The sequence below is a fragment of the Amycolatopsis keratiniphila subsp. keratiniphila genome, from assembly GCF_001620365.2.
In the GTDB taxonomy this organism is placed as follows: Bacteria; Actinomycetota; Actinomycetes; order Mycobacteriales; family Pseudonocardiaceae; genus Amycolatopsis; species Amycolatopsis keratiniphila.
Genome location: NZ_LQMT02000034.1, coordinates 203,644 through 225,591, shown reverse-complemented (window position 1 = coordinate 225,591; position 21,948 = coordinate 203,644). Strand labels below are relative to the sequence as shown.

General features: G+C 70.3%; 24 protein-coding genes. 8 read left to right on the top strand and 16 right to left on the bottom strand.

The genetic code is table 11. The features are described 5' to 3' along the window. Window positions 1-102: 102 nt before the first annotated feature. Window positions 103-873, bottom strand: a complete 771-nt coding sequence (gene cobF / locus AVR91_RS32950) for a precorrin-6A synthase (deacetylating) (RefSeq protein ID WP_063273571.1) — start codon at window positions 871-873, stop codon at window positions 103-105. Window positions 874-969: 96 nt separating this feature from the next. Here cobF and AVR91_RS32945 point away from each other — a divergent pair, with 96 nt between their 5' ends. The 3 genes from AVR91_RS32945 to AVR91_RS32940 are packed head-to-tail and all read left to right on the top strand — an operon-like array spanning window position 970 to window position 3,559. Beyond that, on the top strand, window positions 970-1,176 hold the full coding sequence (locus tag AVR91_RS32945; protein WP_063273570.1) for a heavy-metal-associated domain-containing protein: 207 nt from the start codon (window positions 970-972) through the stop codon (window positions 1,174-1,176). Next, window positions 1,173-1,334 carry a hypothetical protein gene (locus tag AVR91_RS43445; protein ID WP_170064575.1) on the top strand — a complete coding sequence of 54 codons (162 nt, stop codon included), beginning with the start codon at window positions 1,173-1,175 and terminating at the stop codon, window positions 1,332-1,334. Before AVR91_RS32945 ends, AVR91_RS43445 begins: the two co-directional genes overlap by 4 nt. Before the next feature lie 32 nt (window positions 1,335-1,366). Beyond that, window positions 1,367-3,559, top strand: a complete 2,193-nt coding sequence (locus AVR91_RS32940; RefSeq protein WP_063273573.1) for a heavy metal translocating P-type ATPase — start codon at window positions 1,367-1,369, stop codon at window positions 3,557-3,559. On the opposite strand, the gene AVR91_RS32935 is transcribed toward AVR91_RS32940, so the two are convergent. Beyond that, complete coding sequence (locus tag AVR91_RS32935) at window positions 3,510-3,791, bottom strand: metal-sensitive transcriptional regulator (protein WP_007034631.1); 282 nt, start codon at window positions 3,789-3,791, stop codon at window positions 3,510-3,512. The two genes, AVR91_RS32940 and AVR91_RS32935, sit on opposite strands and share 50 nt — an antisense overlap. A gap of 168 nt (window positions 3,792-3,959) precedes the next feature. Between AVR91_RS32935 and AVR91_RS32930 the strand changes: the two genes are divergently transcribed. Next, window positions 3,960-4,322 carry a YciI family protein gene (locus AVR91_RS32930; protein WP_063273569.1) on the top strand — a complete coding sequence of 121 codons (363 nt, stop codon included), beginning with the start codon at window positions 3,960-3,962 and terminating at the stop codon, window positions 4,320-4,322. On the opposite strand, the gene AVR91_RS32925 is transcribed toward AVR91_RS32930, so the two are convergent. Continuing rightward, window positions 4,323-4,991: a hypothetical protein gene (locus AVR91_RS32925; RefSeq protein ID WP_063273568.1), complete on the bottom strand. Its 669-nt coding sequence runs from the start codon at window positions 4,989-4,991 to the stop codon at window positions 4,323-4,325. 299 nt (window positions 4,992-5,290) lie between these two features. Between AVR91_RS32925 and AVR91_RS32920 the strand changes: the two genes are divergently transcribed. Further along, complete coding sequence (locus tag AVR91_RS32920; RefSeq protein WP_083715724.1) at window positions 5,291-5,899, top strand: maleylpyruvate isomerase family mycothiol-dependent enzyme; 609 nt, start codon at window positions 5,291-5,293, stop codon at window positions 5,897-5,899. Here the strand turns inward: AVR91_RS32920 and AVR91_RS32915 are convergent, their stop codons facing one another. The 4 genes from AVR91_RS32915 to AVR91_RS32900 form a co-directional block, all read right to left on the bottom strand. Continuing rightward, window positions 5,900-7,234, bottom strand: coding sequence for a copper resistance CopC/CopD family protein (locus AVR91_RS32915; RefSeq protein ID WP_063273566.1), 1,335 nt, complete (start codon window positions 7,232-7,234; stop codon window positions 5,900-5,902). Next, entirely contained in the window at window positions 7,231-7,809 is a 579-nt protein-coding gene (locus tag AVR91_RS32910) for a hypothetical protein (RefSeq protein ID WP_016332218.1), read from the bottom strand. The genes AVR91_RS32915 and AVR91_RS32910 overlap by 4 nt, the downstream gene beginning before the upstream one ends. A 116-nt stretch (window positions 7,810-7,925) precedes the next feature. Beyond that, window positions 7,926-8,612 carry a winged helix-turn-helix transcriptional regulator gene (locus tag AVR91_RS32905; RefSeq protein ID WP_063273565.1) on the bottom strand — a complete coding sequence of 229 codons (687 nt, stop codon included), beginning with the start codon at window positions 8,610-8,612 and terminating at the stop codon, window positions 7,926-7,928. Window positions 8,613-8,646: 34 nt separating this feature from the next. Further along, window positions 8,647-9,486 carry an AfsR/SARP family transcriptional regulator gene (locus AVR91_RS32900; protein ID WP_197684789.1) on the bottom strand — a complete coding sequence of 280 codons (840 nt, stop codon included), beginning with the start codon at window positions 9,484-9,486 and terminating at the stop codon, window positions 8,647-8,649. Window positions 9,487-9,709: 223 nt separating this feature from the next. Between AVR91_RS32900 and AVR91_RS32895 the strand changes: the two genes are divergently transcribed. The 3 genes from AVR91_RS32895 (at window position 9,710) to AVR91_RS32885 (ending at window position 14,468) form a co-directional block, all read left to right on the top strand. Further along, the gene (locus AVR91_RS32895) at window positions 9,710-11,980 is read left to right on the top strand and encodes a TOMM precursor leader peptide-binding protein (protein ID WP_063273564.1); all 2,271 of its coding nucleotides are present in this window, start codon (window positions 9,710-9,712) and stop codon (window positions 11,978-11,980) included. 42 nt (window positions 11,981-12,022) lie between these two features. Next, window positions 12,023-13,468: a SagB family peptide dehydrogenase gene (locus AVR91_RS32890; RefSeq protein WP_063273563.1), complete on the top strand. Its 1,446-nt coding sequence runs from the start codon at window positions 12,023-12,025 to the stop codon at window positions 13,466-13,468. Between the two features lie 97 nt (window positions 13,469-13,565). Further along, on the top strand, window positions 13,566-14,468 hold the full coding sequence (locus AVR91_RS32885) for a helix-turn-helix domain-containing protein (protein WP_394329704.1): 903 nt from the start codon (window positions 13,566-13,568) through the stop codon (window positions 14,466-14,468). Window positions 14,469-14,678: 210 nt separating this feature from the next. Here AVR91_RS32885 and AVR91_RS32880 read toward each other — a convergent pair whose 3' ends face one another. From AVR91_RS32880 to AVR91_RS32840, 9 genes are all read right to left on the bottom strand, one after another. Beyond that, window positions 14,679-15,242 (bottom strand): hemerythrin domain-containing protein, encoded by a 564-nt coding sequence (locus AVR91_RS32880; protein WP_063276806.1) that lies wholly within the window; start codon window positions 15,240-15,242, stop codon window positions 14,679-14,681. Between the two features lie 62 nt (window positions 15,243-15,304). After that, window positions 15,305-15,979 carry a DUF6766 family protein gene (locus AVR91_RS32875; RefSeq protein WP_170064574.1) on the bottom strand — a complete coding sequence of 225 codons (675 nt, stop codon included), beginning with the start codon at window positions 15,977-15,979 and terminating at the stop codon, window positions 15,305-15,307. A 97-nt stretch (window positions 15,980-16,076) separates the two neighbouring features. After that, window positions 16,077-16,457, bottom strand: coding sequence for a hypothetical protein (locus AVR91_RS32870; protein ID WP_063276804.1), 381 nt, complete (start codon window positions 16,455-16,457; stop codon window positions 16,077-16,079). Window positions 16,458-16,499: 42 nt separating this feature from the next. Then, a complete protein-coding gene (locus AVR91_RS32865) occupies window positions 16,500-17,111 on the bottom strand; it encodes a flavodoxin family protein (protein WP_063276803.1) in 612 nt (203 codons plus the stop codon). Then, window positions 17,108-18,415, bottom strand: coding sequence for a UDP-glucose dehydrogenase family protein (locus tag AVR91_RS32860; RefSeq protein WP_063276802.1), 1,308 nt, complete (start codon window positions 18,413-18,415; stop codon window positions 17,108-17,110). Before AVR91_RS32860 ends, AVR91_RS32865 begins: the two co-directional genes overlap by 4 nt. Beyond that, window positions 18,408-19,346: a glycosyltransferase family 9 protein gene (locus tag AVR91_RS32855; protein WP_394329976.1), complete on the bottom strand. Its 939-nt coding sequence runs from the start codon at window positions 19,344-19,346 to the stop codon at window positions 18,408-18,410. Before AVR91_RS32855 ends, AVR91_RS32860 begins: the two co-directional genes overlap by 8 nt. After that, the gene (locus AVR91_RS32850) at window positions 19,343-20,029 is read right to left on the bottom strand and encodes an SDR family oxidoreductase (RefSeq protein ID WP_063276801.1); all 687 of its coding nucleotides are present in this window, start codon (window positions 20,027-20,029) and stop codon (window positions 19,343-19,345) included. The genes AVR91_RS32855 and AVR91_RS32850 overlap by 4 nt, the downstream gene beginning before the upstream one ends. Further along, window positions 20,029-21,387: a PfkB family carbohydrate kinase gene (locus tag AVR91_RS32845; protein WP_063276800.1), complete on the bottom strand. Its 1,359-nt coding sequence runs from the start codon at window positions 21,385-21,387 to the stop codon at window positions 20,029-20,031. The genes AVR91_RS32850 and AVR91_RS32845 overlap by 1 nt, the downstream gene beginning before the upstream one ends. After that, window positions 21,384-21,947: a D-sedoheptulose-7-phosphate isomerase gene (locus AVR91_RS32840; protein WP_063276799.1), complete on the bottom strand. Its 564-nt coding sequence runs from the start codon at window positions 21,945-21,947 to the stop codon at window positions 21,384-21,386. Before AVR91_RS32840 ends, AVR91_RS32845 begins: the two co-directional genes overlap by 4 nt. Window position 21,948: the final 1 nt, after the last annotated feature.

Sequence of the window (21,948 nt, the reverse complement as noted above, 5' to 3'; positions counted from 1 at the left end):
ATCACGCGAGATCCGCCCCCAATCACGCGAGTCACGGCTCCGATCACGCGAGTGACGGGGGCAGGCACGTGACGAGAAGCGCGGCCGAGCGCATTTAGAGGACTAAATGCGGGAAGGGGCGGGGCGGCGCAGGTGGTAGATGTCCATGATCCAGCCCTTGCGGGAACGGGCGGAGGCGCGGACGGAGCGGATTTCTTCGGCGAGGTCCGCGGTCAGCGGGCCGGAGAGCAGGAGCTCGTCGGGGGTGCCGAGGTACGCGCCCCAGTAGATCTCCAGGCCCGTGTCCACGAACTGGGAGAACGTGCACCCAGCGTCCAGCATGACGAAGACGTCGTCGGCGTCCGCGGGCCAGCCGGCCTCGAGGCGGCGGCCGGTGGTGACGAGCACCGGCCGGCCGATCTGGTTCATCGTGGTCCGGTGCCGTGAGGTCAGCGTGGCCACGCTGCTGACCCCGGGGATGACGTCGTACTCGAACTCGACGTTCCCCCGGTCGAGCACCGCGTCCAGCAGGGTCAGGGTCGAGTCGTAGAGCGCCGGGTCACCCCAGACGAGGAACGCGCCCCGCTCGTCGGGACCCAGGGACGCGATCATGTTCTCGTAGACGTCGGTGCGGAGCCGGTGCCAGTCGGAGACGGCCTTCCGGTAGTCGTCGGGAGTACGGTCGCGTTCGGGGTCCGGCGCCCGCACGACGCGGTAGCCGGGCTGCTCGACGAAGCGGTCGAGGATCTCCTGGCGCAGGGCCACCAGGTCCTGCTTTTCCGAGCCCTTGTCGAGCACGAAGAACACATCGGTCTCGTTCAGCCGCCGGATCGCCTGGACGGTCAGGTGGTCCGGGTCGCCGGCGCCGATGCCGATGGCGGAGATCTTCCTCATTTCCGCAGTGTCCCCGCACCCTCTGTGCACACCCCTACCCCCACGGGGTATAAAGGAAGTGATCGCTCCACCTGTCCTGTAGAGGAGTTCGAACCGATGGCCGAAACCACCTACACCGTCAAGGGCATGTCCTGCGGGCACTGCGCCTCCTCCGTCACCGAAGAGGTCAGCGGGATCGCGGGCGTCAGCGGCGTGAACGTGGACGTCGCCAGCGGCAAGGTCACCGTCACCAGCGAAGCACCGCTGGACGTCCAAGCCGTCGACGCGGCCGTCACCGAGGCCGGTTACCAGCTCGTCTCGTGAGCACCGCCGTCAAGGTGTCGGCGTTCGCCGCGGCTCTGGTCGCGGTGTTCGCCGTCGCCTGGGCGATCGGTTCCGCCGTCGGGCCGCTGGACGAGGACCCGCCCCCGCCGGCGCCGACCAGCGAGCACCACGGGCACCACCCGGGAGGTACGCCGTGACATCCCAGCGGGTCGAACTGGCCATCGGCGGGATGACCTGCGCGTCCTGCGCCGCGCGGGTCGAACGCAAACTGAACAAGGTCGACGGCGTCTCCGCCACGGTCAACTACGCCACCGAGAAGGCGCAGGTCGACTTCCCCACCGCGGTCTCGGTGGAAGACCTCGTCGGCGTCGTCGAGTCCGCCGGCTACACGGCCCAGCCGCCCAAGCCCGACGAAGACGCGGAGCAGACCGGCTCCTTGAGAACCCGTCTCGTGGTTTCCGCCGTGCTCGCCGTGCCCGTGATCGTGCTGGCGATGGTCCCGGCCTGGCAGTTCACCTACTGGCAGTGGGTCTCGCTGGTCTTGGCCGCGCCGGTCGTCACCTGGGGCGCGTGGCCGTTCCACCGCCCGGCCTGGACGAACCTCCGCCATGGTGCCGCCACCATGGACACCCTGATCTCGCTCGGCGTCGTCGCCGCCACGCTCTGGTCGCTGTACGCGCTGCTGTTCGGCACCGCCGGGACACCCGGCATGCGCCACGGCTTCGAGCTGACCATGGAACGCGGGCACGGCGCGGGCAACGTCTATCTCGAGGTCGCCGCCGGGGTGACCACGTTCCTCCTCGCCGGCCGCTACTTCGAGGCCCGGTCCAAGCGCCGCTCCGGCGCCGCGCTGCGGGCACTGCTCGAACTCGGCGCGAAGGACGTCGCGCTCCTGAAGGACGGCATCGAGAGCCGTGTCCCGATCGGCGAGCTGAGGACGGGCGACGAGTTCGTCGTGCGGCCGGGGGAGAAGATCGCCACCGACGGCGTGGTGACCGACGGCGGCTCGGCCGTCGACCTGAGCATGCTGACGGGTGAGGCCGTCCCGGTCGAGGTGGTGGCCGGGGACGCCGTCGTCGGCGGGACGGTCAACGCGAGCGGCAGGCTCGTCGTCCGCGCCACCCGGATCGGCGCCGACACGCGGCTCGCGCAGATGGCGCGGCTGGTCGAGGACGCGCAGAACGGCAAGGCGCGGGTCCAGCGGCTCGCCGACCGGGTGTCCGCGGTGTTCGTCCCGGTGGTGATCGCCCTCGCGGTCGGCACGCTCGGCTTCTGGCTCGGCGCGGGCAGCGGAGCCGACGCCGCCTTCACCGCCGCCGTCGCGGTCCTGATCATCGCCTGCCCCTGCGCGCTGGGGCTGGCCACGCCGACGGCGCTGCTGGTCGGCACCGGCCGCGGCGCGCAGCTGGGCATCCTCATCAAGGGCCCGGAGGTGCTCGAGTCCACTCGCGCGGTCGACACCGTCGTGCTCGACAAGACCGGCACGGTGACCGCGGGGAAGATGAGTCTCACGGACCTGTTCGGCGAGGACGAGACCGAGGTCCTGCGCCTGGCCGCGGCGGTCGAGCACCATTCCGAGCATCCGATCGCCCGCGCCATCGTCGCGGCCGCCGAGGAGCGGCTGGGCGAACTGCCGCAGGCCGGTGGGTTCCGCAACGTCGAGGGCCTGGGTGTCGTCGGCGAGGTCGAGGGCAAGACCGTCCTGGCCGGGCGGTCCGCACTCCTCGACCAGCACGGTATCGCCGTCGGCGACGAGTTCACCCAGGCCAAGAAGGTCGCCGAGGAACGCGGCGCGACCGCGGTCGTCGTCGCCTGGGACGGCGAGGCACGCGGGGTGGTCGTCGTCGCCGACACGGTCAAGCCGACGTCGGCCGAGGCCGTGGCCGGGTTGAAGGCACTCGGGCTCCGGCCGGTCCTGCTGACCGGGGACAACGCCGGTGCCGCGGCGGCCGCCGCCGCCGAGGTGGGGATCGACGAGGTCGTCGCGGAGGTGCTGCCGGCCGGCAAGGTCGACGTCGTCAAGCGGCTGCAAGCCGAAGGCCGGGTGGTCGCCATGGTCGGCGACGGCGTCAACGACGCGGCCGCGCTCGCGCAGGCCGACCTCGGCCTCTCCATGGGGACCGGGACCGACGCCGCCATCGAAGCGGGCGACCTCACCCTCGTGCGCGGCGACCTGCGCGCGGCCGTGGACGCCATCCGGCTCGCCCGCCGCACGCTCGGCACGATCAAGGGCAACCTGTTCTGGGCGTTCGCCTACAACGTCGCCGCGCTGCCGCTGGCCGCGCTCGGCCTGCTCAACCCCATGATCGCCGGGGCCGCGATGGCGTTCTCCTCGGTGTTCGTCGTCACCAACAGCCTGCGGCTGCGACGGTTCAGGACCGGACCAGCCGGGCGATGGCGTCGGACGCCTCCCGGACCTTGAGGTCGGCCTCTTCACCGCCCGCGGCGGCGGCGTGGACCACGCAGGTGGCGAGGTGCTCGTCCAGCAGTTCGAGGGAGAACGACTGCAGCGCCTTCGTGGCCGCGGACACCTGTGTCAGGATGTCGATGCAGTACTTGTCCTCTTCCACCATCCGCTGCAAACCGCGGATCTGCCCCTCGATCCGGCGCAGGCGCTTGAGGTAGGCCTCCCGCTCGGTGCCGTAGCCCGTCATTCCCGCACCCGTTCTCTCGTCGTTCCCTGTCGCCTTCCCACTATACCCTCCCCACGTATGCGGCCGGAGAGCGGAAAGAAGCGGGTGCCAGGATGTCGAGGACGATCCGGCCGCTCCGACTCCTGCGTGAGCGGCCGGGCGCCGGCCGCACGACCAGGAGGAACACCGATGAAGTACATGATCATGATCACGATGAACCCCACCGCCTGGGACGCCCTCCCCGAAGAGGAGCGCAACGAGGTGGTCGCCCGCATCGACCCTTTCATGAAGAAGCTCACCGAGAGCGGCGAGCTGCTCGGGACGCAGGCGCTGGCGGAGCCGAAGGAGAGCACGGTGGTCCGGGTGCGTGACGGCGTCCCGGTGGTCACCGACGGTCCGTTCGCGGAGTCGAAGGAGTACCTGGCCGGCTTCTACCTGGTCGAATGCGACAGCAAGGAGCGGGCGATCGAGATCGCGGGCCAGATCCCGGACGCGCATGTCAACGCGATGGAGATCCGGCCGGTGGTCTTCTCGTCCGGCGACAACGCTTAGTCAGGTGGCGGCGGCTTCGGTGCCGGTGCGGGCTTCGGGCCTGCTCCGGCGCTGAACGGGCACTTCGGGCTTCGGTGAGTCCGGCACGGCCAGCACCAGACCGGCTTCGGTGAGCAGTTCGCGGCAACCGACCAGCTGTTTCAGCACGTCGTCGCGCAGGCGGAGGGCCACATCGGCCTTCTGTCGCGCTTCGGCGACCAGGCGCTCGCCCTCCGCTGCGGCGTCGTCGAGCAATTTCCGCGCCTTCGCCTGCGCGGCTTCGTCCCGCGCGGCGAGCGCGCGCATCGCCTCCGCGCGGCGCAGCGTCATGGCGCGCTCGAAGTCTTCGGCGACCCGCTTCCGTTCTTCTTCGGCCTTCGCGGCTTCTTCGGCGGCTCGCGCGGCGATGTCGTCGGCTTCCTCGCGGGTGAGTTCGAGCATCCGGCGCGAGCGCTCCTGCAACGCGTCCGGCGCGATCGGCACGCGGCTGATCCGGTCGACGCTGGCCTTCAGTTCGCGATTTTCCTCTTGTGTGGCGGCGAGCTCGCCGGCGAGAGCTTGTCCACGGCGGATCGCGTCGTCGCGTTCGGCTTCCACTCGTCGTAGTTCGGCTTCCACCTCGCGGACGAATTCCCGGACCTGCGCGCGATTGAAACCGCGCCACGCCAGATCGAAGCCGGGCATCTCCATTGGTCACCTCCACAGTGGTCGATGTGTCACCGTTGGGCGCTTTTCTTTGCCACACGGGGCTTTCAACGACCAGTGTGCCTGAAGCCGCGGCGACACGCGCCACGGGTGGGTGGTCTTTGCGGTGAACGGTCCGCCGCAAGCGGGAAGAAGGGTGAAGCTCCCCGGCGATGGGAGAATGGACGACCATCGCATACCCCACGGGAGGTGGCCGCGTGACGAGCAGCCGAATTCGGGTCCCTGGCTGGAATACGGCGACAGCGGCCGAAGGATATCGGCAGGTCAGGGAGAACATCGCGATCTTGGTCACCGATCACGCGGGGGCGGGCGAGCGCCCCGTCCCGGCTTGTCCACAGTGGACCGTGCGCGAGCTGATCGCGCATCTGACCGAGATCTGCGATCGGGTGATCACCCGGTTCGGTGGCGAGGCCTGCCCGATTCCGGAGTCGGCGTCCGCCGTCGAATTGCTGAAACTCTGGCTCGAACGCGGTCCCGAGGCCGACACCATCCTCGCCGCCGACGGCGACGGGAAGAGCCGCGGCGACATCATGGTGATGGACGCCTTCACCCACGAACTCGACATCCGGTACGCGCTCGGCGCTCCGCCGCCCGAAGCGCACGCGGCCTGGCTCCGGGGATTCGAGGTGCTCGTCAGCGGGCTCGGCGCCTCGCTGGGCAGGCACGGGCTGCCGGGGATGCGGATCGAGACCGAGGGCGCGACCTGGATCGCCGGCACCGAACCGGTCGCCGCGGTGCTCTCGGGCGCGCCCGTCGACCTGTACCGGACGCTCGCCGGGCGCCGGAGCCCGGCCCAGATCACCGCCATGGACTGGCTAGGCGATCCCGAGCCGTGGCTCCGGGCCTTCACCTGGGGTCCGTTCACTCCGCCGGAGGAGGAGATCGAGCGGTGATCAGCCGGCCGGGGACATCGAGGACAGCGCCGCGGCCAGCGCCAGCACCACGGCCACGATCAGCACTTCGACCCCGACGCTGACCCGCAGTTTCCGCAGGTCGGCGGTCACCACTCCGGTGCCGCCGCGCCCGGAGATCCCACGCCGCACGGCGGTGCGGCTCAGGTTCGCCACCAGCAGCAACGCGGCGAACCCGGTCAGCTTCAGCACGAAGACGATGCCGTAGGCCGACGTCCAGAGAGCCTCCACCGAGGGGACGAGCCGGAAGCCCAGGTAGGCGCCGCTGACCACCATGATCACGATCGACCGGGTGGCGATCGGGTGGAACCGCGCCAGCGCGGGCTCGGCCTCCGACGCCGAATACCGGCCGCGCAGGAGCACGGCCAGCTGGATCAGCCCGCCCACCCAGACGGCCATCGCGCCGAAATGCGCCAGGTCCGCGCTGACCGAGAGGAACATGATCTTGTCGGCCACCGCGTGCCCGGTCGCGGAGAAGCTCAGCATCACGATGAACCCGGCCGCGATGCCGAGGTTCTCGTAGCGCGATCGCAGCCGGTCCGGCAGGTCGCCGGTCAGCAGCCGCCGCACGATCACGGCGAGCGCGACGATCGCGGCCAGGCGCAGGAGCAGGAGTTTCCCGTAGGCCACCCGCAGGGTCGCCTCGATCAGCGCGCCGTCGAAGACCGCGCCGACCCCGCGGCCCGCGACGTACGGGCCTTGCAGCAGGAACCCGGCCACGGCCGTGACACCGGAGAGCCACAGGCCCGCGGTGATCAGCTTCCGTGCCGCCGGGTCGGTCCGGCCGCCCGGACGGCAGACCAGCAGGAACACCAGCCCGCCGAGCAGCGCGACCCCGCCGAAGGACCCCCAGCGGAACGTGGTGAACAGCGCGTCGGTCACCGGATCGGTCCCGGTGGAGGCGGACACCGCGCCCGCCGAGGTGATCAGGGGACCGGTGCCGATCACGAACGCGATCGTGCCGCGCACCGGATGCGAGTCGGCCGAGACGAAGGCGTACTCGACGAGATAGCTGCCGTCGGGAAGGTCCGGTTCGAGCGCGACGGCGACCTCTTCGGCGACTTCACCGGGTTGGAACACCGGGCCGGACACCACGTCGGTGCCCTGCTGGTCGACGACCTTGATCGAGTTCGGCTGGATGCCGATGTTCTCCGACAGGGTGAGCGAGACCCGCGCCGGCGCCGAGGTGAGCCGGGCGCCGTCGGCGGGATTCGAGGAGAGGAGTTCCACGTGGGCCGAGGCCGGGGCCGCGGTGAGCACCGCGACCCCGAACCACGCCGCCACGAGGGCCAGGAGTGCGCAGAGTCTCCCGGTCACGACGCCGCGGTCGCCAGCTCACGCCGGCTGACGGGCGAGCACGTGCAGCCGGTCAGCTCCCGCTCGGCGGCGGAGGCCTTCCGGTGCACCAGCATCGCGATGATCATCGGGATGGTGACGATCGTGTTGTAGAACAGGTGCAGTTCCACGCGCGGGATGAACAGCTGGATGATGCTGCTCGGCGCGGTGCCGCCGCCGAGCCGCCAGCCGGTCTGCGCCTGGATCAGCAGGAGCAGATGCTCGATGTGGTGCCAGAACTGCAGGCCGAGCGCCAGGTTCCACCACTGCCGCGAGCGGCCGGCGAAACCCTTGCGCAGGGCGAACAGGAAGATCAGCATGACGATGGCGTAGCCGTAGTGCAGCCATTCGGAGCTGATCAGTTTGGGGAACGGGATGCCGAGTACGCCGCGGGCGTCCGGGGTCTTCCAGCCGAGCGCGTAGATCTGGAAGGCCTGCACGAGGTGTTCCGCCCAGTGGGCCACGACGACCACCGCGAAGGTGAGGAGCGCCGCGCGGTGGTATTTCCCGTTGAGCGAGGCGAGCAGACCCGGACGAGGAGAATCGAGTGCGGCCATGAAAGGGCTCCTAGGGCGAAAGACCGACCGGTGACGGATGTCGACGATATCCCGCGTTCCGAGGATTTCCGTTACTCCGGATTGCTGATCCGAACAGCGGTGTTACGCCGGATGGATCAGCGGACGACGATTCCGTCAGGCATTTTCGGAGCGGCGGGAATGTGGAACAATTCCGTGAACAGCTCCAGATACTCGAAGTCGCCCTCGATGCGGATCTTCCCGGTACGGGTCGCGTCGGCGGCGGCGAGATCCCCGCTCAGCAGGTCCTTGATGAACGGGCCCAGCGGTTCGATGACCGCGTCGGCGCCGGGGTGCGCGCCCTCCGCGACCTTGAGCGCGCCGTCCTCGACGATCGCGTGCAGGACCATCTCGCCCGGATAGCGCAGCTCGTAGGTGACCTGGACGCCCTTGGCCTTTTCACTCCGGAAGGTCGTGTACAGCGAAAGGATCGCCGAATCCAGGGTGAAGACGTCCTCGGCGGCGGGCTGCCCGAGCGATCGCGCACCCCAGAGCCCGAGGTCCAGCACGATCTGGTCGAGTTCGCTGCCGTATTCGGTGAGCTCGTAGACCACCGCGGCGTCGAGCTGGGGGAGCAGGCGGCGGCGGAGCACACCGGACTGCTCGAGTTCGTTGAGCCGCGCGGACAGCGTGCTCGCCGGGATCTTGGGCAGGCCCGCCTGCAGTTCGGTGAACCGCTTCGGGCCGAGGACGAGGTCGCGGACGATCAGCAGCGACCAGCGTTCGCCGATGATCTCCAGCGCGCGGGCCAGCCCGCAGAACTGTCCATAGGTACGACTGCTCATCCGTCGATCCTCACTTTCGTTTCCGTGGCGGGGTTCACGCGGGTTCACCTTCGGAAAGCAGGTCGTGGTGCAGGACCTGCAGTTCGTCACAGGGTTCCACGCCCAGTTCGTTGTTGAGTCTCGCCCGCACCTGACGGTACGTGGCGAGCGCGTCGGAGCGCCGCCCGCTGCGGCCGAGCACGCGGATCAGCTGCCCGTGCAGGGCCTCGTCGAGCGGGTTCGCGGTGACCAGGGAACGCAGCTCGCCGATCAGCTCGTGCCGCATCCCGGCCGCGATGTCCGCCTCGATCCGCAGATGCAGCGTGCTGCGCCGCTGCTCGACGAGGTCGACCGCGTACGCCGACAGCACCGGTCCACAGTGGACGTTCGCGAGCGGCGGCCCGGACCACAGGTCGAGCGCGGACCGGAAGGCCTTCGCCGCTTCGATGTGCTCGCCGCGCAGGTGCAGTTCGCGGCCCTTGTGCTGCAGCTCCTGGAACTCGAAGACGTCCACCTGCTCCGGCGCGATGCGGAACACGTACCCCGGCGGTTTCGTCGCCAGCATGGTCTCGCCGTACGGGGCCAGCTCGTTCTCGTCGATGCACTTGCGCAGCTGGTAGACGTAGGTGTGCATGGTGGTGCGGACGCTGCGCGGCGGGTCGTTGGCCCACAGTTCCTGCACGATCGTGTCGATGTGCACGATCTTCCCCGGGCTCATGACCAACATGGCGAGCACCTGCAGCAGCTTCGGCGTCGTCGGCGCGTAGTCGATCCCGTCCCGCACGAGTTCGAGCGGGCCGAGCAGGCTGAACCGGACGGGGCTTGCGGGCGGGGCCGGAATCGGGTTGGGTGCCGAGCCGTGGTGCTTGTCCGCTACTCGTGATCCGGTGTACATCGCAAGCGCCCTCCAGCTCGATACGCGTCGTGACCTGAATCCCAGTGCTTCGACAGTGACAGAGCGGCCGGTCGCCGGGCCAGTGAGCCGTCCACCAGGGCCCGCATGCGTGTCTCCCGGAAGAACATGGGTTTTTCACGTCCGACGCGTGAATCGCACACTGGCCGCTCACCGGCCCCACACAGCAGGATTCGAGAATCGAACCGACCTACTGGGGGTCATCATGCGCGAGGCATCGACCACGCCCACCACGATCGGCGGACTGGGATTCAAACGGCATCTGCGTGCGGAGATCAGCGAGGGCAACGGTGCCTACCTGTTCTCCGAACAAGGGGTCATCGCCATCCGCGGCGCGCAGGTCGCGTCGGTGGCCGCCCTGCTCGACGGCACCCGTGACCTCGACGGGCTCCTGTCCGCCTGCCCGGAGGGAATGAACGCCGAACAGGTCACCGGTGTGGTGGCCCGGCTGGTCGAGGCCGGTCTGGTGACGGTCCGCGTCCCGGACGAGTTCAGCGGGGACGAGCGCGCGCTCGCGTACTGGGACGCGTGCGGGCTCGACGCCTCCGCGGTGGCCTGCCGTCAGAAGCCGGCGACGGCGAGCCTGACCGCGATCGGCCGCGGCGTCGACACGTCGCAGGTGGCGAACGCGCTGGCCGCGAGCGGGATCGAAGTGGTCGAGACGGCGTCCGAGCTGGCCATCGTGCTGTGCGACGACTACCTCGACCCGAGGCTGGCCGGGATCGACGCCGAGCACCGGCGCACCGGCCGGCCCTGGCTGTTGGCGCGGCCTTCGGGATCCCAGGTGTGGATCGGCCCGATCATGCAGCCCCGCCGGTCCGGTTGCTGGCACTGCCTGACGAACCGGTTGTGGGGGCACCGGCACGCCGAGGCCTGTGTGCAGGAGGTATTGGGGCACGACGGTCCCGCGCCGTTCCCGATGCCCGCCGTGCCGCCGCTGACCGCGGCCGCGTCGCAGCTGATCTCCCTCGAAGCGTCCAAATGGCTGGCGGGGCACCGCTATCCGGGGCAGCAGGCCGTGTGGATCCTCGACACCCTCGACCTGCAGGGACGGCTGCACGAACTGCGGCGCCGTCCGCAATGCCCCGAATGCGGTGACGAAGGCATCGTCGCAGCGCGGACGGCCGAGCCGGTCGTGCTGCGGGAGGCGAAGAAGGCGACGTCGGGCGGTGGCGGGCACCGGACGCTCACCCCGGTCGAGGTGCTCGACCGCTACGGCCATCTGGTCAGCCCGGTCACCGGCATCGTCAAGGAGATCGCCCGCGACCCGAGGGCGCCCGCGTTCGTGAACGCGTACCGCTCCGGGCTGAACGTCGCCCGCCGCGTGCGCGGCGAGGCGGGATTGCAGGCCGGGCTGCGCGGGGACAACGGCGGCAAGGGCGCGAGCCCGATCGACGCCGAGGTCGGCGCGCTGTGCGAGGCGATCGAACGGTTCTCGGCGAACTACCAGGGCGACGAACTGCGGATCCGCGACACCTTCCGCGCGCTCGGCGACGACGCCGTCCACCCGAACTCGTGCATGCTCTTCGACGAGCGCCAGTACGAGACGCGGGTCGAATGGAACGCCAGGCACGCGAACTTCCAGCACGTCCCCGACCGGTTCGACACCGAGGCGGCCGTCGACTGGACCCCGCTGTGGTCGCTCTCGCAGCAGCGGCGGAAGCTGATGCCGACGGCGTACCTCTACTACGGGGTGCCGCCGGAGTGCGGGCTCACCGGGATGCGCGCGGACTCCAACGGCTGCGCGGCCGGCAGCAGCGTCGAGGACGCGATCCTGCAGGGCCTGCTCGAACTCGTGGAACGCGACGCCGTCGCGATGTGGTGGTACAACCGGCTTCCCGTGCCCGGCGTCGACATCGCGTCGTTCGACGACCCGTGGGCCGAGGAGATGGTCGGCCAGTACGCGCGGGCCGGCCGGGAGCTGTGGGTGCTCGACCTGACCGCGGACCTCGGTGTGCCGGTGATGGTCGCGCTGTCCAGGAGTATCGCCGGGCCGCGCGAGAACGTCATGATGGGCTTCGGCGCCCACCTGGACCCCAGGACGGCGTTGCGGAGGGCGGTCAGCGAGCTCAACCAGATGCTCCCGGCGGTGCTCGCGAACGACGTCGAACTCGACGATCCCGACGCGTCGGCGTGGCTCAAGTACGCGACCGTCGGGAACCAGCCGTATCTGCTGCCTGCGCCGGGACGGTCGGCGAAACGCGCCGCGGACTTCAAGTTCGTCCGGCGGCCCGATGTCCGTGACGACGTGGAGTGCTTGGTGCGTAAGCTTTCCGCGCTGGGAATGGAGACGCTCGTGCTGGACCAGACCAGACCCGACATCGATCTCCCGGTGGTCCGGGTGGTCGTTCCGGGGCTGCGCCCGTTCTGGAGCCGCTTCGCCCCCGGCCGCCTGTTCGACGTGCCGGTGCGGCTGGGCAGGCTCGCCGAGCCGACCCCCTACGACCGGCTCAACCCATTCCCCATGTTCTTGTAGAGCAAGCTGGAGCAACCGTTGACGACAGATCCCCCCGGCGGAGTGGCCGAAACGATCCCCTTGTGGTCGCTCACCGACGACAGCCTTGTCGAGATCGGTGAGGACGGCTCGCTGGTGGTCGTCACCCGTTGGGGCGAGTACGAGTTCGACCGCCCGGAACCGCTGGTGCTGGAATCGTTGCGGCGGATGGCGTTGGGCCCGGTCTCGCTGGCGAACGTGACGTCTTCGTGGGAGCCCTTCGAACGGGAGCCCGACCTCGAAGGCGAGCTGAGCTGGACGGCCGAAGGCGCCGACGCGCTGCGGCAGGCGCTCAAGGAACTCGGCGGTTCCGTGGTGCGCTCGCTCGGGCTCGCCGATGGCAGGGGACCGCTGCTGTCGGTGATCCCGGTCGTGCTCGCCCCGGTGTTCGCACCGGTGGAGATCCCGCCCACGCGTCCGATCCGGTTGTCCCGCTTCAGTTCCCTGCGGTCCGACGCCGACGGGATGGGGCTGGAGTCGCCGTCCGCGCGCTACCGCGTCGTGCTGTCCCAGCCGTGGGCGGTCCATGTCGCGGCGACACTGGCGACGGCGAAATCCGTCGGGGAGATCGTGTCCACGACCGGGATCGACGCCTCGGTGGTCGGCGCGATCGTGTCCTATCTGGTCGCCGCGGGCGTCGTGCAGGTGTCAGGCGAAGACGGCCGGTTCGCCGAGGACGACGATCCCGAACTGGGCTTGTGGTCGCCGGACGAACTCTCGTTCCACATCACCAGCCGCACCTGGCGGCCCGGCGGCCCGGCGGATCTGCCCGGTCTCGGGAAACCGCCGGTGGTCAAGGCCGCCACCGGCGAGGGGCCGGTCCTCCCGCTGTACCGGCCGGATCTGGCCGACCGCGCGGTGACCGATCCGACGCTGACGACGTTGCTGGAGAACGACCACACCTGCCCCGAATTCACCGAGGGCGTGCTGACCGCCGAGCAGATCGGCGAGTTCCTGTTCCGTGGCGCGAGAATCCGGTCGATCGGGCCCGCGCACCTGCCGAACGGGCCCGCGCACAGTGCTTCGCAGCGGCCGTATTTCAGCGTCGCGTGCCTGTACGAGCTCGAGTTGTACGTCTCGGTCAACCGTTGCTCGGGGCTGGATCGCGGGATCTACCACTACGACCCGCTGGAGCACCGGCTCGCCCTGGTGAACGCCGACGAGGCCGACCTCGACGCGATGCTCGACATGGCGATGATCGGTGGCGGCAACCATCGACGGCCGTCCGCACTGATCACCGTGACCGCGCGGATGCCGCGGATGGCGTCCGTCCTCGGGGGCGGCGCGTACGCCACCACGCTGGCGCATGTCGGTGCGCTGCAACAGACGCTGTACCTCGTCGCCCGCGCCATGGGGCTGGCCGCGCACGCCGTCCCGGTGGACGCCGGCGACCGCGTCGATCGCGCGCTCAAGCTCGACTGGCCCGCCGAGGTCAGCGTCGGCGAGTGCGTCCTCGACCTCCCGGTCTGAGTGGCCTGCGTCTCGATCGCTCGTCGAGTGCACTGAAATCGGCACCGCGTTTGCTGGCGTACAGAGGAAAAGCGACAGCGAATCCGAGGTTGGTCTGATGCAGCTACGAACAGTCGCCATGGCGGCGAACGAGAAAGGCGTCACCGAACCCGGTCGGCCCCCCGAGCCGGCGTCCCCCTTGCAACCTGCGGTGCTGCAGGCCATCTCATCGATGCACGCGAGGTACTTCGACCCGATCACCCTGGGCGACCTGGCATCGGAAGTCTTCGTCAGCCCGTTCCACTTCTCGCGGATCTTCACCAAGGCGACCGGGGTCACCCCCGGCCGGTACCTCACCGCGATCCGGCTCTTCGAAGCGAAACGACTGCTGCTGACGACATCGCTGACGGTGTCGGACATCGTGTGCAGCGTCGGCTACAGCAGTGTCGGCACGTTCACCAGCCGCTTCACCCGTGCGGTCGGGATGACCCCGACCCAGTATCGCGACCCCGAGGTCGGCGAGCTGCTCGTCGCGCTGGCCCCGCATTTTCAGCGCCTCCCGACCCTGGAAGCGTTGCACAGCGCCGGAATGGGCAGCGCCACGATGCGCAGCGGCACCGGCACGATCAGCGTGCGGGTCGAGACCCCGCGCGGGGCGGGCCCGGCGAGTGTCCTCATCGGACTGTTCGCCGAGTCGATCCCGCAGTGCGGCCCCGTCGCCTTCGGTGGCAGGGCGAACGTCCTGTCCGCGGACATCGAGATCCAGAACGTCCCTGAGGGACGATGGACCGTCATCGGGGTGGCCGAGCACGCCGCCGGGACCGCGGCCTCCTCGTTCTCCGTGGGCACGCTGCCCGGCCGCGTCGACATCACCCGGTACGGGAGGGTCCACCTGAGGATGCCGATGCGTGCCCCGCGGCCCACCGACGCGCCGATGGCGATCACCCTCGCGGGCGGTCCGAGCTCCGCCGGGAACCGGATGACCATGCCCGCTTCCGAGTACCTCCGCGCGGTGGCCTGACCCGGTTTCTGCCCACGGCCAGGGGTGCGGCCGTGTTGCGAAAGCCACTTTCGCAACCTTCAGCGTTGCGAAAGTGGCTTTCGCAACATGCGTTGGCGATTGAACCCCCCACACTGCCGGCGCCATTCCGTGAAGGCCTCCTTGAGGGACCCAGAGTCCCTCAAGGAGGCCTTCACGGACTTGACCGGCGTGTGAGCGCCGCGCGAAAGGTCAGGTCGCCCGGTCCGTCAGCGCGTCCCGGATCTTGTCGATGAACGCCGTCCCCGGCGCCAGGATCCGGTTCGCCGGCGGCCGGTCCGGCGCGGCGGGATGCGGCCTGGTCGGGGCGATCTCCTTGGCCCGCAACACCTTCTCGCCCAGCTCCCGCAGGTCTTCCGGAGAACAGGCGGCCTGGAGCTTGGGCAGCAGGTCGCTTTCCTCCTCCTCGATGTGGTGCCGGACGTCCTCGATCAGCTTGCCGACCAGTTCGTCGAACCGTTTGTCCGTCGGCTCCAGTCCGATGAGGTCGTTCATCACCCGTTCGGCTTCGGCGTGCTCCTCGATCTCGTGGTCGGCGACCTCGTCGCCGTCGGGGAGGTGCTTCCGCGCGGCGGGGTACATGTGCTGTTCCTCGGCGATCGAATGCCGCACGAGTTCGGCGATCACGTGGTCCGCGAGGTCCTTGCGGTGCCGATCACCGCCCTTACCGGACTCCAGTTCCTTGAAGATCCGTTCGAAGGCACGGTGATCCTCGGTGATCACCGTGACGAGGTCGTGTTCCGTGGTGGTGGTCATGGACACTCCTGTCCGTGGTCGTCAGTCCGACGCCGGACGGATACCCGTTCCCCGCGGTTCAATCACCCGGATTCGTCCGTGGCCCGGTGCGGCGCGCCGACGGGTTTGGATTCCGGGGAGCCGCGCTGGCGCAGGTACACGCTGAACACCGCCATCGAGCCGATGGCGAGGAATTCCGACTGCCAGTTCTGCAGGGTGCGGTTCCAGAAGTCCGAAGACACCAGATAGTCGAACCACGGCACCGGATCGCCGAATTCGGTGAGCTGTTCGGCGTTGTAGGCGCTCATCCCGGCCACGGACTGGGCGAGCCACGACAGCAGGAACAGCCCCAGCATCACCAGTCCGAGTGACATCGAGAAGATTCCCGTGCGCCAGCCGCCCGCCTTCACCCATTTCGGTGAGTTGGCCGTCGCGTGGGGGCCGACCTGCTGGTCCTCGTCCGTTTCGAGCCCGACGCGGTCGGCCGGTTTCGATTCGGGGGAACCTCGTTGCAGCAGCCACACGGTCGCGAACACGTAGAGGAAGAACTGCAGGTATTCCGATTGCCAGTTTTCGGCGACGTCGACGGCGAAGTCCGCGGACGCCAGGTAGTCCAGCAGGCCGACCGCCTCGGCGGCGTGGCTGAGCCGCCCGTCGTTGTAGTTCGCGAGACCGGCGAACGCCTGTCCCGCGAGACTCAGCAGGAACAGCAGCCCGAAACCCAGCGAAAGGGCGTTGTCCCGAAGAAAACCTCGCATCATCCGCCCCTTCACCGGTGCAGCAGGCCCAGCAAGACGCAATAGCCGAGGACGGCCACGACGAAGACGAGATACAAGGTGAACACCGGACGCGCTCTCATGGGCCACCCACCGCGCAGTCGTAGACCTGTTCGTTGCGGTGGCGGCAGCCCGCTCCCGTGATCACCCAGCCGGTGGACGACTCGTGCAGGAACAGCGTGTCGCGGGCGGTCTTCACCTGGGCTTCTTCGCTCCAGATGGAGACCGTCTCCGGCGTGCCGTCGGGGACGTTCGCGCCGGCCAGGCCGCGTTCGCAGCTCTCCGGCGCCCAGGATTCCCGTGCCCGGGGCGCGAGCAGCGCGCACGCCGAGCGGTGATCACCCGACGCGAGCGCGCCGAGGAACCGCCCAGCGGCTTCTCGCACCGACTCTTGCCCGCTCGCCCCGGCACAACCGGCGAGCAGCAGGCACGTACCGAACGCCAGCGCTTTGACGATCACGGGAAACGGGTACCCGGTCCGGCCGGCGGTTACACCTCGCGGTCAGGACGCGGGGTACTGACGCTCGCGCAGCAGGTTCGCCAGGTGGACGGCGTTGCGTGCCAGGGTCGAGTTGGTCGACGCGACCGCTTCCGGCGTTTCGTCGAGGTCGTTGTAGTCCCCGCCCTTCATCGCCTCGCCGTTCCAGTAGGTGCCGCCCTGCGCGGGCACGGTGAAACCGACGTCGTTGAGGGCCTGGAAGAGGTCGGCGGTGATCTTGTGCGCGCCGTCCTCGTTGCCGACGACGGCGGTGACGCCGACCTTGCCGAACATCGCGGGCCTGCCCTCGTCGTCGGTTTCGGACAGTTCGGCGTCGAGCCGTTCCAGTACCCGCTGCGCCACACTGGACATGTGGCCGACCCAGGTCGGCGTCGAGATCAGCAGGATGTCGGCGGCGGCGATCTTGCGGCGGAGCTCCGGCCAGGCGTCGCCGTCGCCCATGTCGGCCTCCACGCCCGGTTTGACGTCGTGGTCGACCACACGCACGAGCTCGCCGGTGGCGCCGTGGCCGGCCAGTTCGTCCAAGAGCTGCTGCGCGATCAGCGCGCTGCTCGACGGGGCCGGGGACGGTTTGAGCGAGCACACCAGTGCGAGGGCCTTCAACGGCTGGGTCATCCTGTCCTCCTGTTCGGATCGGTGCCGAGTCCCGTGTGGACGAAGCCCGCTTCGCCGACGATCGCCGGATCCAGGAGATTCCTGGCGTCGACGACGACGGCGCGTTCGGTGGCGGCGGCGAGCCGGTCCCAGTCGAGCTCGCGGAACTCGGGCCACTCGGTGAGCACGACCAGCGCCGCCGCGTCCTTCGCCACCAGGTACGGGTCGTCGACGACCTGGACGGTGTCCGGTTCGACGGCTTCGACGCCGGGGTCGTACGCGGTCAGCACCGCGCCGCTCCTGGCGAGCTCCCGCGCGACCGCGAGCGCGGGGGAATCGCGCAGATCCCCGGTTCCCGCCTTGAACGCCAGTCCGAGCAACCCGATACGGATGCCCGAGAGCGAGCCGTCCGAAACCCCGGTGATCGCGAGGCGGATCTTCCGCACCACGGCCGCCCGCTGACGGGCGTTGGCCTTCATGGCGTCACGGAGGATGCCGAAGTCGACCCCCACGTGCTCGGCGGTCCGCAGCAGCGCGGCGGTGTCCTTGGGCAGGCACGAGCCGCCCCAGCCGGGGCCGGGGACGAGGAAGGCCGGTCCGATCCGGGAATCGAGCCCCATCAGCCGCCCGACGTCGCGGATGTCGGCGCCGTAGTGCTCGCAGAGTTCGGCGAGGACGTTCACATAGGACACCTTGAGCGCCAAGAACGCGTTGCTGGCGTACTTCGCGAGCTCGGCGCTCGCCGGATCGGTGAACCACACCGGGGCGTTCGTCTCCCCGTACAGCGCGGCCACCCGCTCCGCCGCTGGCCTGTTCCCGGGAAGCGAGCCGAGGACGACCCGGTCGGGATTCAGGAAGTCTTCGACGGCGTGTCCCTCGCGGAGGAATTCGGGGTTGCTCACCACAGGCAGGCCCGGCCCGAGCGACTCCGCCAGCCGGCTCCCGGTGCCGACCGGCACGGTCGACTTGGTGACGACGACGCAGCCGGGCGTGAGCAGCCCGGGCAGCGTGGCCACGACCTCGTCCAGCATCCGGACGTCGGCCTCCCCGTTCTCCCCCTTCGGCGTGGGCAGGCACAGCAGCACGAAGTCCACATCGGACAGTTCCGGCGGGGCGCCGGTGAAGCGGAGCCGCCCGCAGCCCAGCCCGTCCCGGACCAGTTCCGTGAGCCCGGGTTCGGCGATGGTGACCTCGCCCCGGTTCAGCTCGTCCACTTTGGACAGGTCGTTGTCGACGCAGACCACCTGATGTCCCAGATGGGTGAAGCACGCCGCGCTGGTGAGCCCGACGTATCCGGCGCCGATCACCCCCACCCGCTCAACCACGGGGAGCTCCCGTCCGGAGCAGATCCTCGGCCGCGGTGAGGACGCGTTCCTCGCGCAACAGCAGCAGCCCCGGATCCGGTGCGCCGCCGTGCGGGTCGCCGACATCCCCCACCCAGAGGACCGTATGCCGCCGGTCTCCGGCCGGCGGGCCCCAGAGCCGCGGCGGGGTCGGCCCGAACAGCAGCACCGACGGCGTCCCGTACGCGGTCGCGAGGTGGCCGACACCGGTGTCACCGCAGATCACCAGCTTCGCTTCGGCCACGGTCGCGGCCAGCTCGGCGAGGCCACCGCCCACGAGAGCCGCTTCACCGGAAAGCCCGGCCTCCTCCACGACCGCGCGGACGAGGGGTGCCTCCGGCGTGCTTCCCGTGACGACCACCCGATGCCGGGCGGAGAGTTCCCGCGCCACCCGCGCGTACCGGTCCGGCGGCCAGCGCCGGGCGGCGAAGGCGGCGCCGGGGTGGATCACCACCGAGTCCGACGCCGGGCTGGGACCGGGCGGCGGGGGCAGTGCGAGGTCGTCGCGGTCGGCCGGGATACGCGCGGCCTCGAGCAGACGGCACCAGCGGTCGACTTCGTGCGCCTCGGCGGGCCAGTCGGGGCCGTCGACGCCGGGAAAGTCGGGATGCCGGTGGGTGATCAGTTCGAGCGGATCCTGGGCGAGCAGGTCGTGGATGCTTTCCGGGCCGCGGCCGTGCAGGTTCACCGCCAGCCGCGGCGGTTCGCCGGGCCAGGACAGTTCGCCGAGCCCGGCCGTCGGGAGCAGCTCGTCCACGGCGTCGATCAGCTCGACGAGGTCGCGCAGGTTCTCCGGCGCGGCGAGGACCAGCCGTTCGCCGTCGAAGGCGCGGCGCAAGGCCCGCAGGGCGGGGACCGCGGTGAGCAGGTCTCCCAGGCCGAGGGCGCGCAGCACGAGGATGCCTCCGGTCACGGCCAGGACCCTTCTTCCGAAGCGCACACCACGAGCTCGCGGACCTCGCAACCCGGCGGCTGGGACAGCGCGAACACCACGGAGGCCGCGACGTGCTCGGGCTGGTTGAGTTTCGCGTCCGCCGGCGGTTTGTACTGCTCGGCCCGGTCGTCGAAGAACGCCGTGTGCATGCCGCCGGGGACGAGCAGCGTCACCCCGACCCGGCCCGCGAGCTCCATGGCGAGTGCCCTGGTGAAACCGACGACGCCGAATTTCGACGCGCAGTAGGCACTCGCGTCCCCGGCCACCCGCAGTCCCAGCGTCGACGCGCAGGTCACCACCGTGCCGCGGCTCAGCCGCAGATGGGGGAGCGCCGCGCGGACGACCGCGGCGGTGCCGAGCAGGTTGACCCGGATCACGCGCTCCCAGTCCTCAGTGGACACTTCGTCGAGCGGGCCGCACGCGTCGGTGCCCGCCGCGGTGAAGACGCCGTCGATCCCGCCCGCCCGTTCGGCGAGTTCGTCGACGGCGCGCGCGGCTGCGGCGGAATCGGAGAGGTCGGCCCGGACGAACGCGACGTCGGCCGCCGGTTCGGCGCGATCGACGACGAGAGGGGTGCCGCCCGCCTCGCGGACGGCGTCGACGGTCGCGGCACCGAGGCCGGAGGCGCCGCCGGTGATCAGGACGTTGCCGAGAGGGCGCATCATGCTCCTTCCGCCGCGGCCACCAGCCGTGAGGTGGAATAGCCGCGGATGGTCGGGATCAGGACGATTTCGCCGCCGTGCCGTCGCACCACGGCGCTTTCGGGGAGTTCGGTGTCGGCGTAGTCGCCGCCCTTGACCCAGACGTCCGGGCGCAGGCGGTCCAGCACCGCGGCCGGATCGGGTTCGTCGAACACCACGACGGCGTCGACCGAAGCGAGTTCGGTGAGCAGCCGGGCGCGGTCGCGAGCGGTCACGATCGGCCGCCCCGGACCCTTGAGCCCGCGCACCGAGGCATCGGAATTGAGGCAGACGACGAGACCGTCGCCCAGGGCACGCGCCTGCCGCAGCAGGGCGGCGTGGCCGGGGTGCAGCAGATCGAAGCAGCCGCCCGTGGCCACGAGCCTGCCTCCCCGCGCACGGATCCGGGCCGCGACGTCGAACGCCGAAGTACCGTGGTGGTGGGACTCCGGCTCGGGCGCGTTGTCCACTGTGGACAGGGTGGCGGCACCGCCGGTCGCGACGAACCGGGCCGCCGTCTCGACGCCGGCCGCGACGGCGTCGGCGGTGGACGCGCCGTCGAGCAACGCCGCGGCGACCGCGGACGCGAAACGATCACCCGCGCCGCACGTGTCCTTGGCGACGACCCCCGACGGCGGCCGGAACGTCGTACACGGTCCGCCCTCGGTCAGCACCGCGCCGTGTGCGCCCGTGGTGACGCTGACCGCGTCGGCCTTCCACAGCGCGTGCACCCGCTTCGCCAGGTCCCCGGCATCGGCGCGGGTCTCGGTGAGCTGCTCGGCTTCGGCGAGATTCGGGGTGGCCAGCCGGACTCCCGCGACCGGTTCGCTCCCGCGGGGATGCGGATCCCAGACGATGGGGACGCTGCCCGCCAGCTCGGCGAGCAGCGCGCGGATCTCCGGATGGCCGGTCACCCCGCGGCCGTAGTCGGCGACGAGGATCGCGCCCGCCGACCGCAGTGCCTCGCGGACGCCGGAGGTGAGCGGTGAGAACTCGGCCCGGCCGTCACCACTGTCGAGACGGATCAGTGACTGCCCGGCGGCGCGCACCCGCTTCTTGGTGACGGTGGTGCCGAGCAACGGCATCGGCACCGTCCGGACCTCGCGCTCCAGCAGCCCGTTCAGGGTCCGTCCCGCCTGATCGTCACCCAGCGGGGTGACCAGCACGACTTCGGCGGTGGAGCGGGCCGCGAGCAACGCGGCCAGCCCGGCACCGCCCGGCCGCCGCCATTCCCGGACCAGGTCGACCACGGGGACGGGCGCGTCCGGGCAGAGCCGGTCCGACGTGCCGTCGACGTCGATGTCCAGCAAGGCGTCGCCCAGCACCACCAGCGGCCTCACGTGGGCACCCCGAGCGCGTCGTCCAGCGCGGTGCACAGGGCGTGCACCAAAGCGAGGTGGACCTCCTGCACGGTCGCCATCGAGGGCGCCTCCACCGGGATCGCGTCGGAGCACAGCGCGGCGAGCGGGTTGGGGGAGGGGCCGGTGATCGCCCACGTGGTGATGCCGAGTTCGTGGGCGGCCTTCGCGGCCGCGACGACGTTCTGGCTGCTCCCACTGGTGGAAAGGCAGACGAGGATGTCGCCGGAGCGGCCGTGCGCGCGCACCTGCCGGGCGAACACCTCGTGCTCGCCGTAGTCGTTGACGATGGCCGTCACGGCCGAGGTCTCCGCGTGCAGGGCGATCGCCGAGAACGGCTGCCGGTCGTTGCGGAACCGGCCGACCAGCTCCCCGGTGAGATGCTGCGCTTCGGCGGCGCTCCCGCCGTTGCCGCACGCGAGCAGCCGTCCGCCTGAGGACAGCACGGCGGCGAGCTGGTCACCCCAGCCACGGATTTTCGGCGACCAGGAAGCGGACTTCCCGGCGGCCTCGCTCAAAGCCGCGAAGTGTTCTTCGATCACG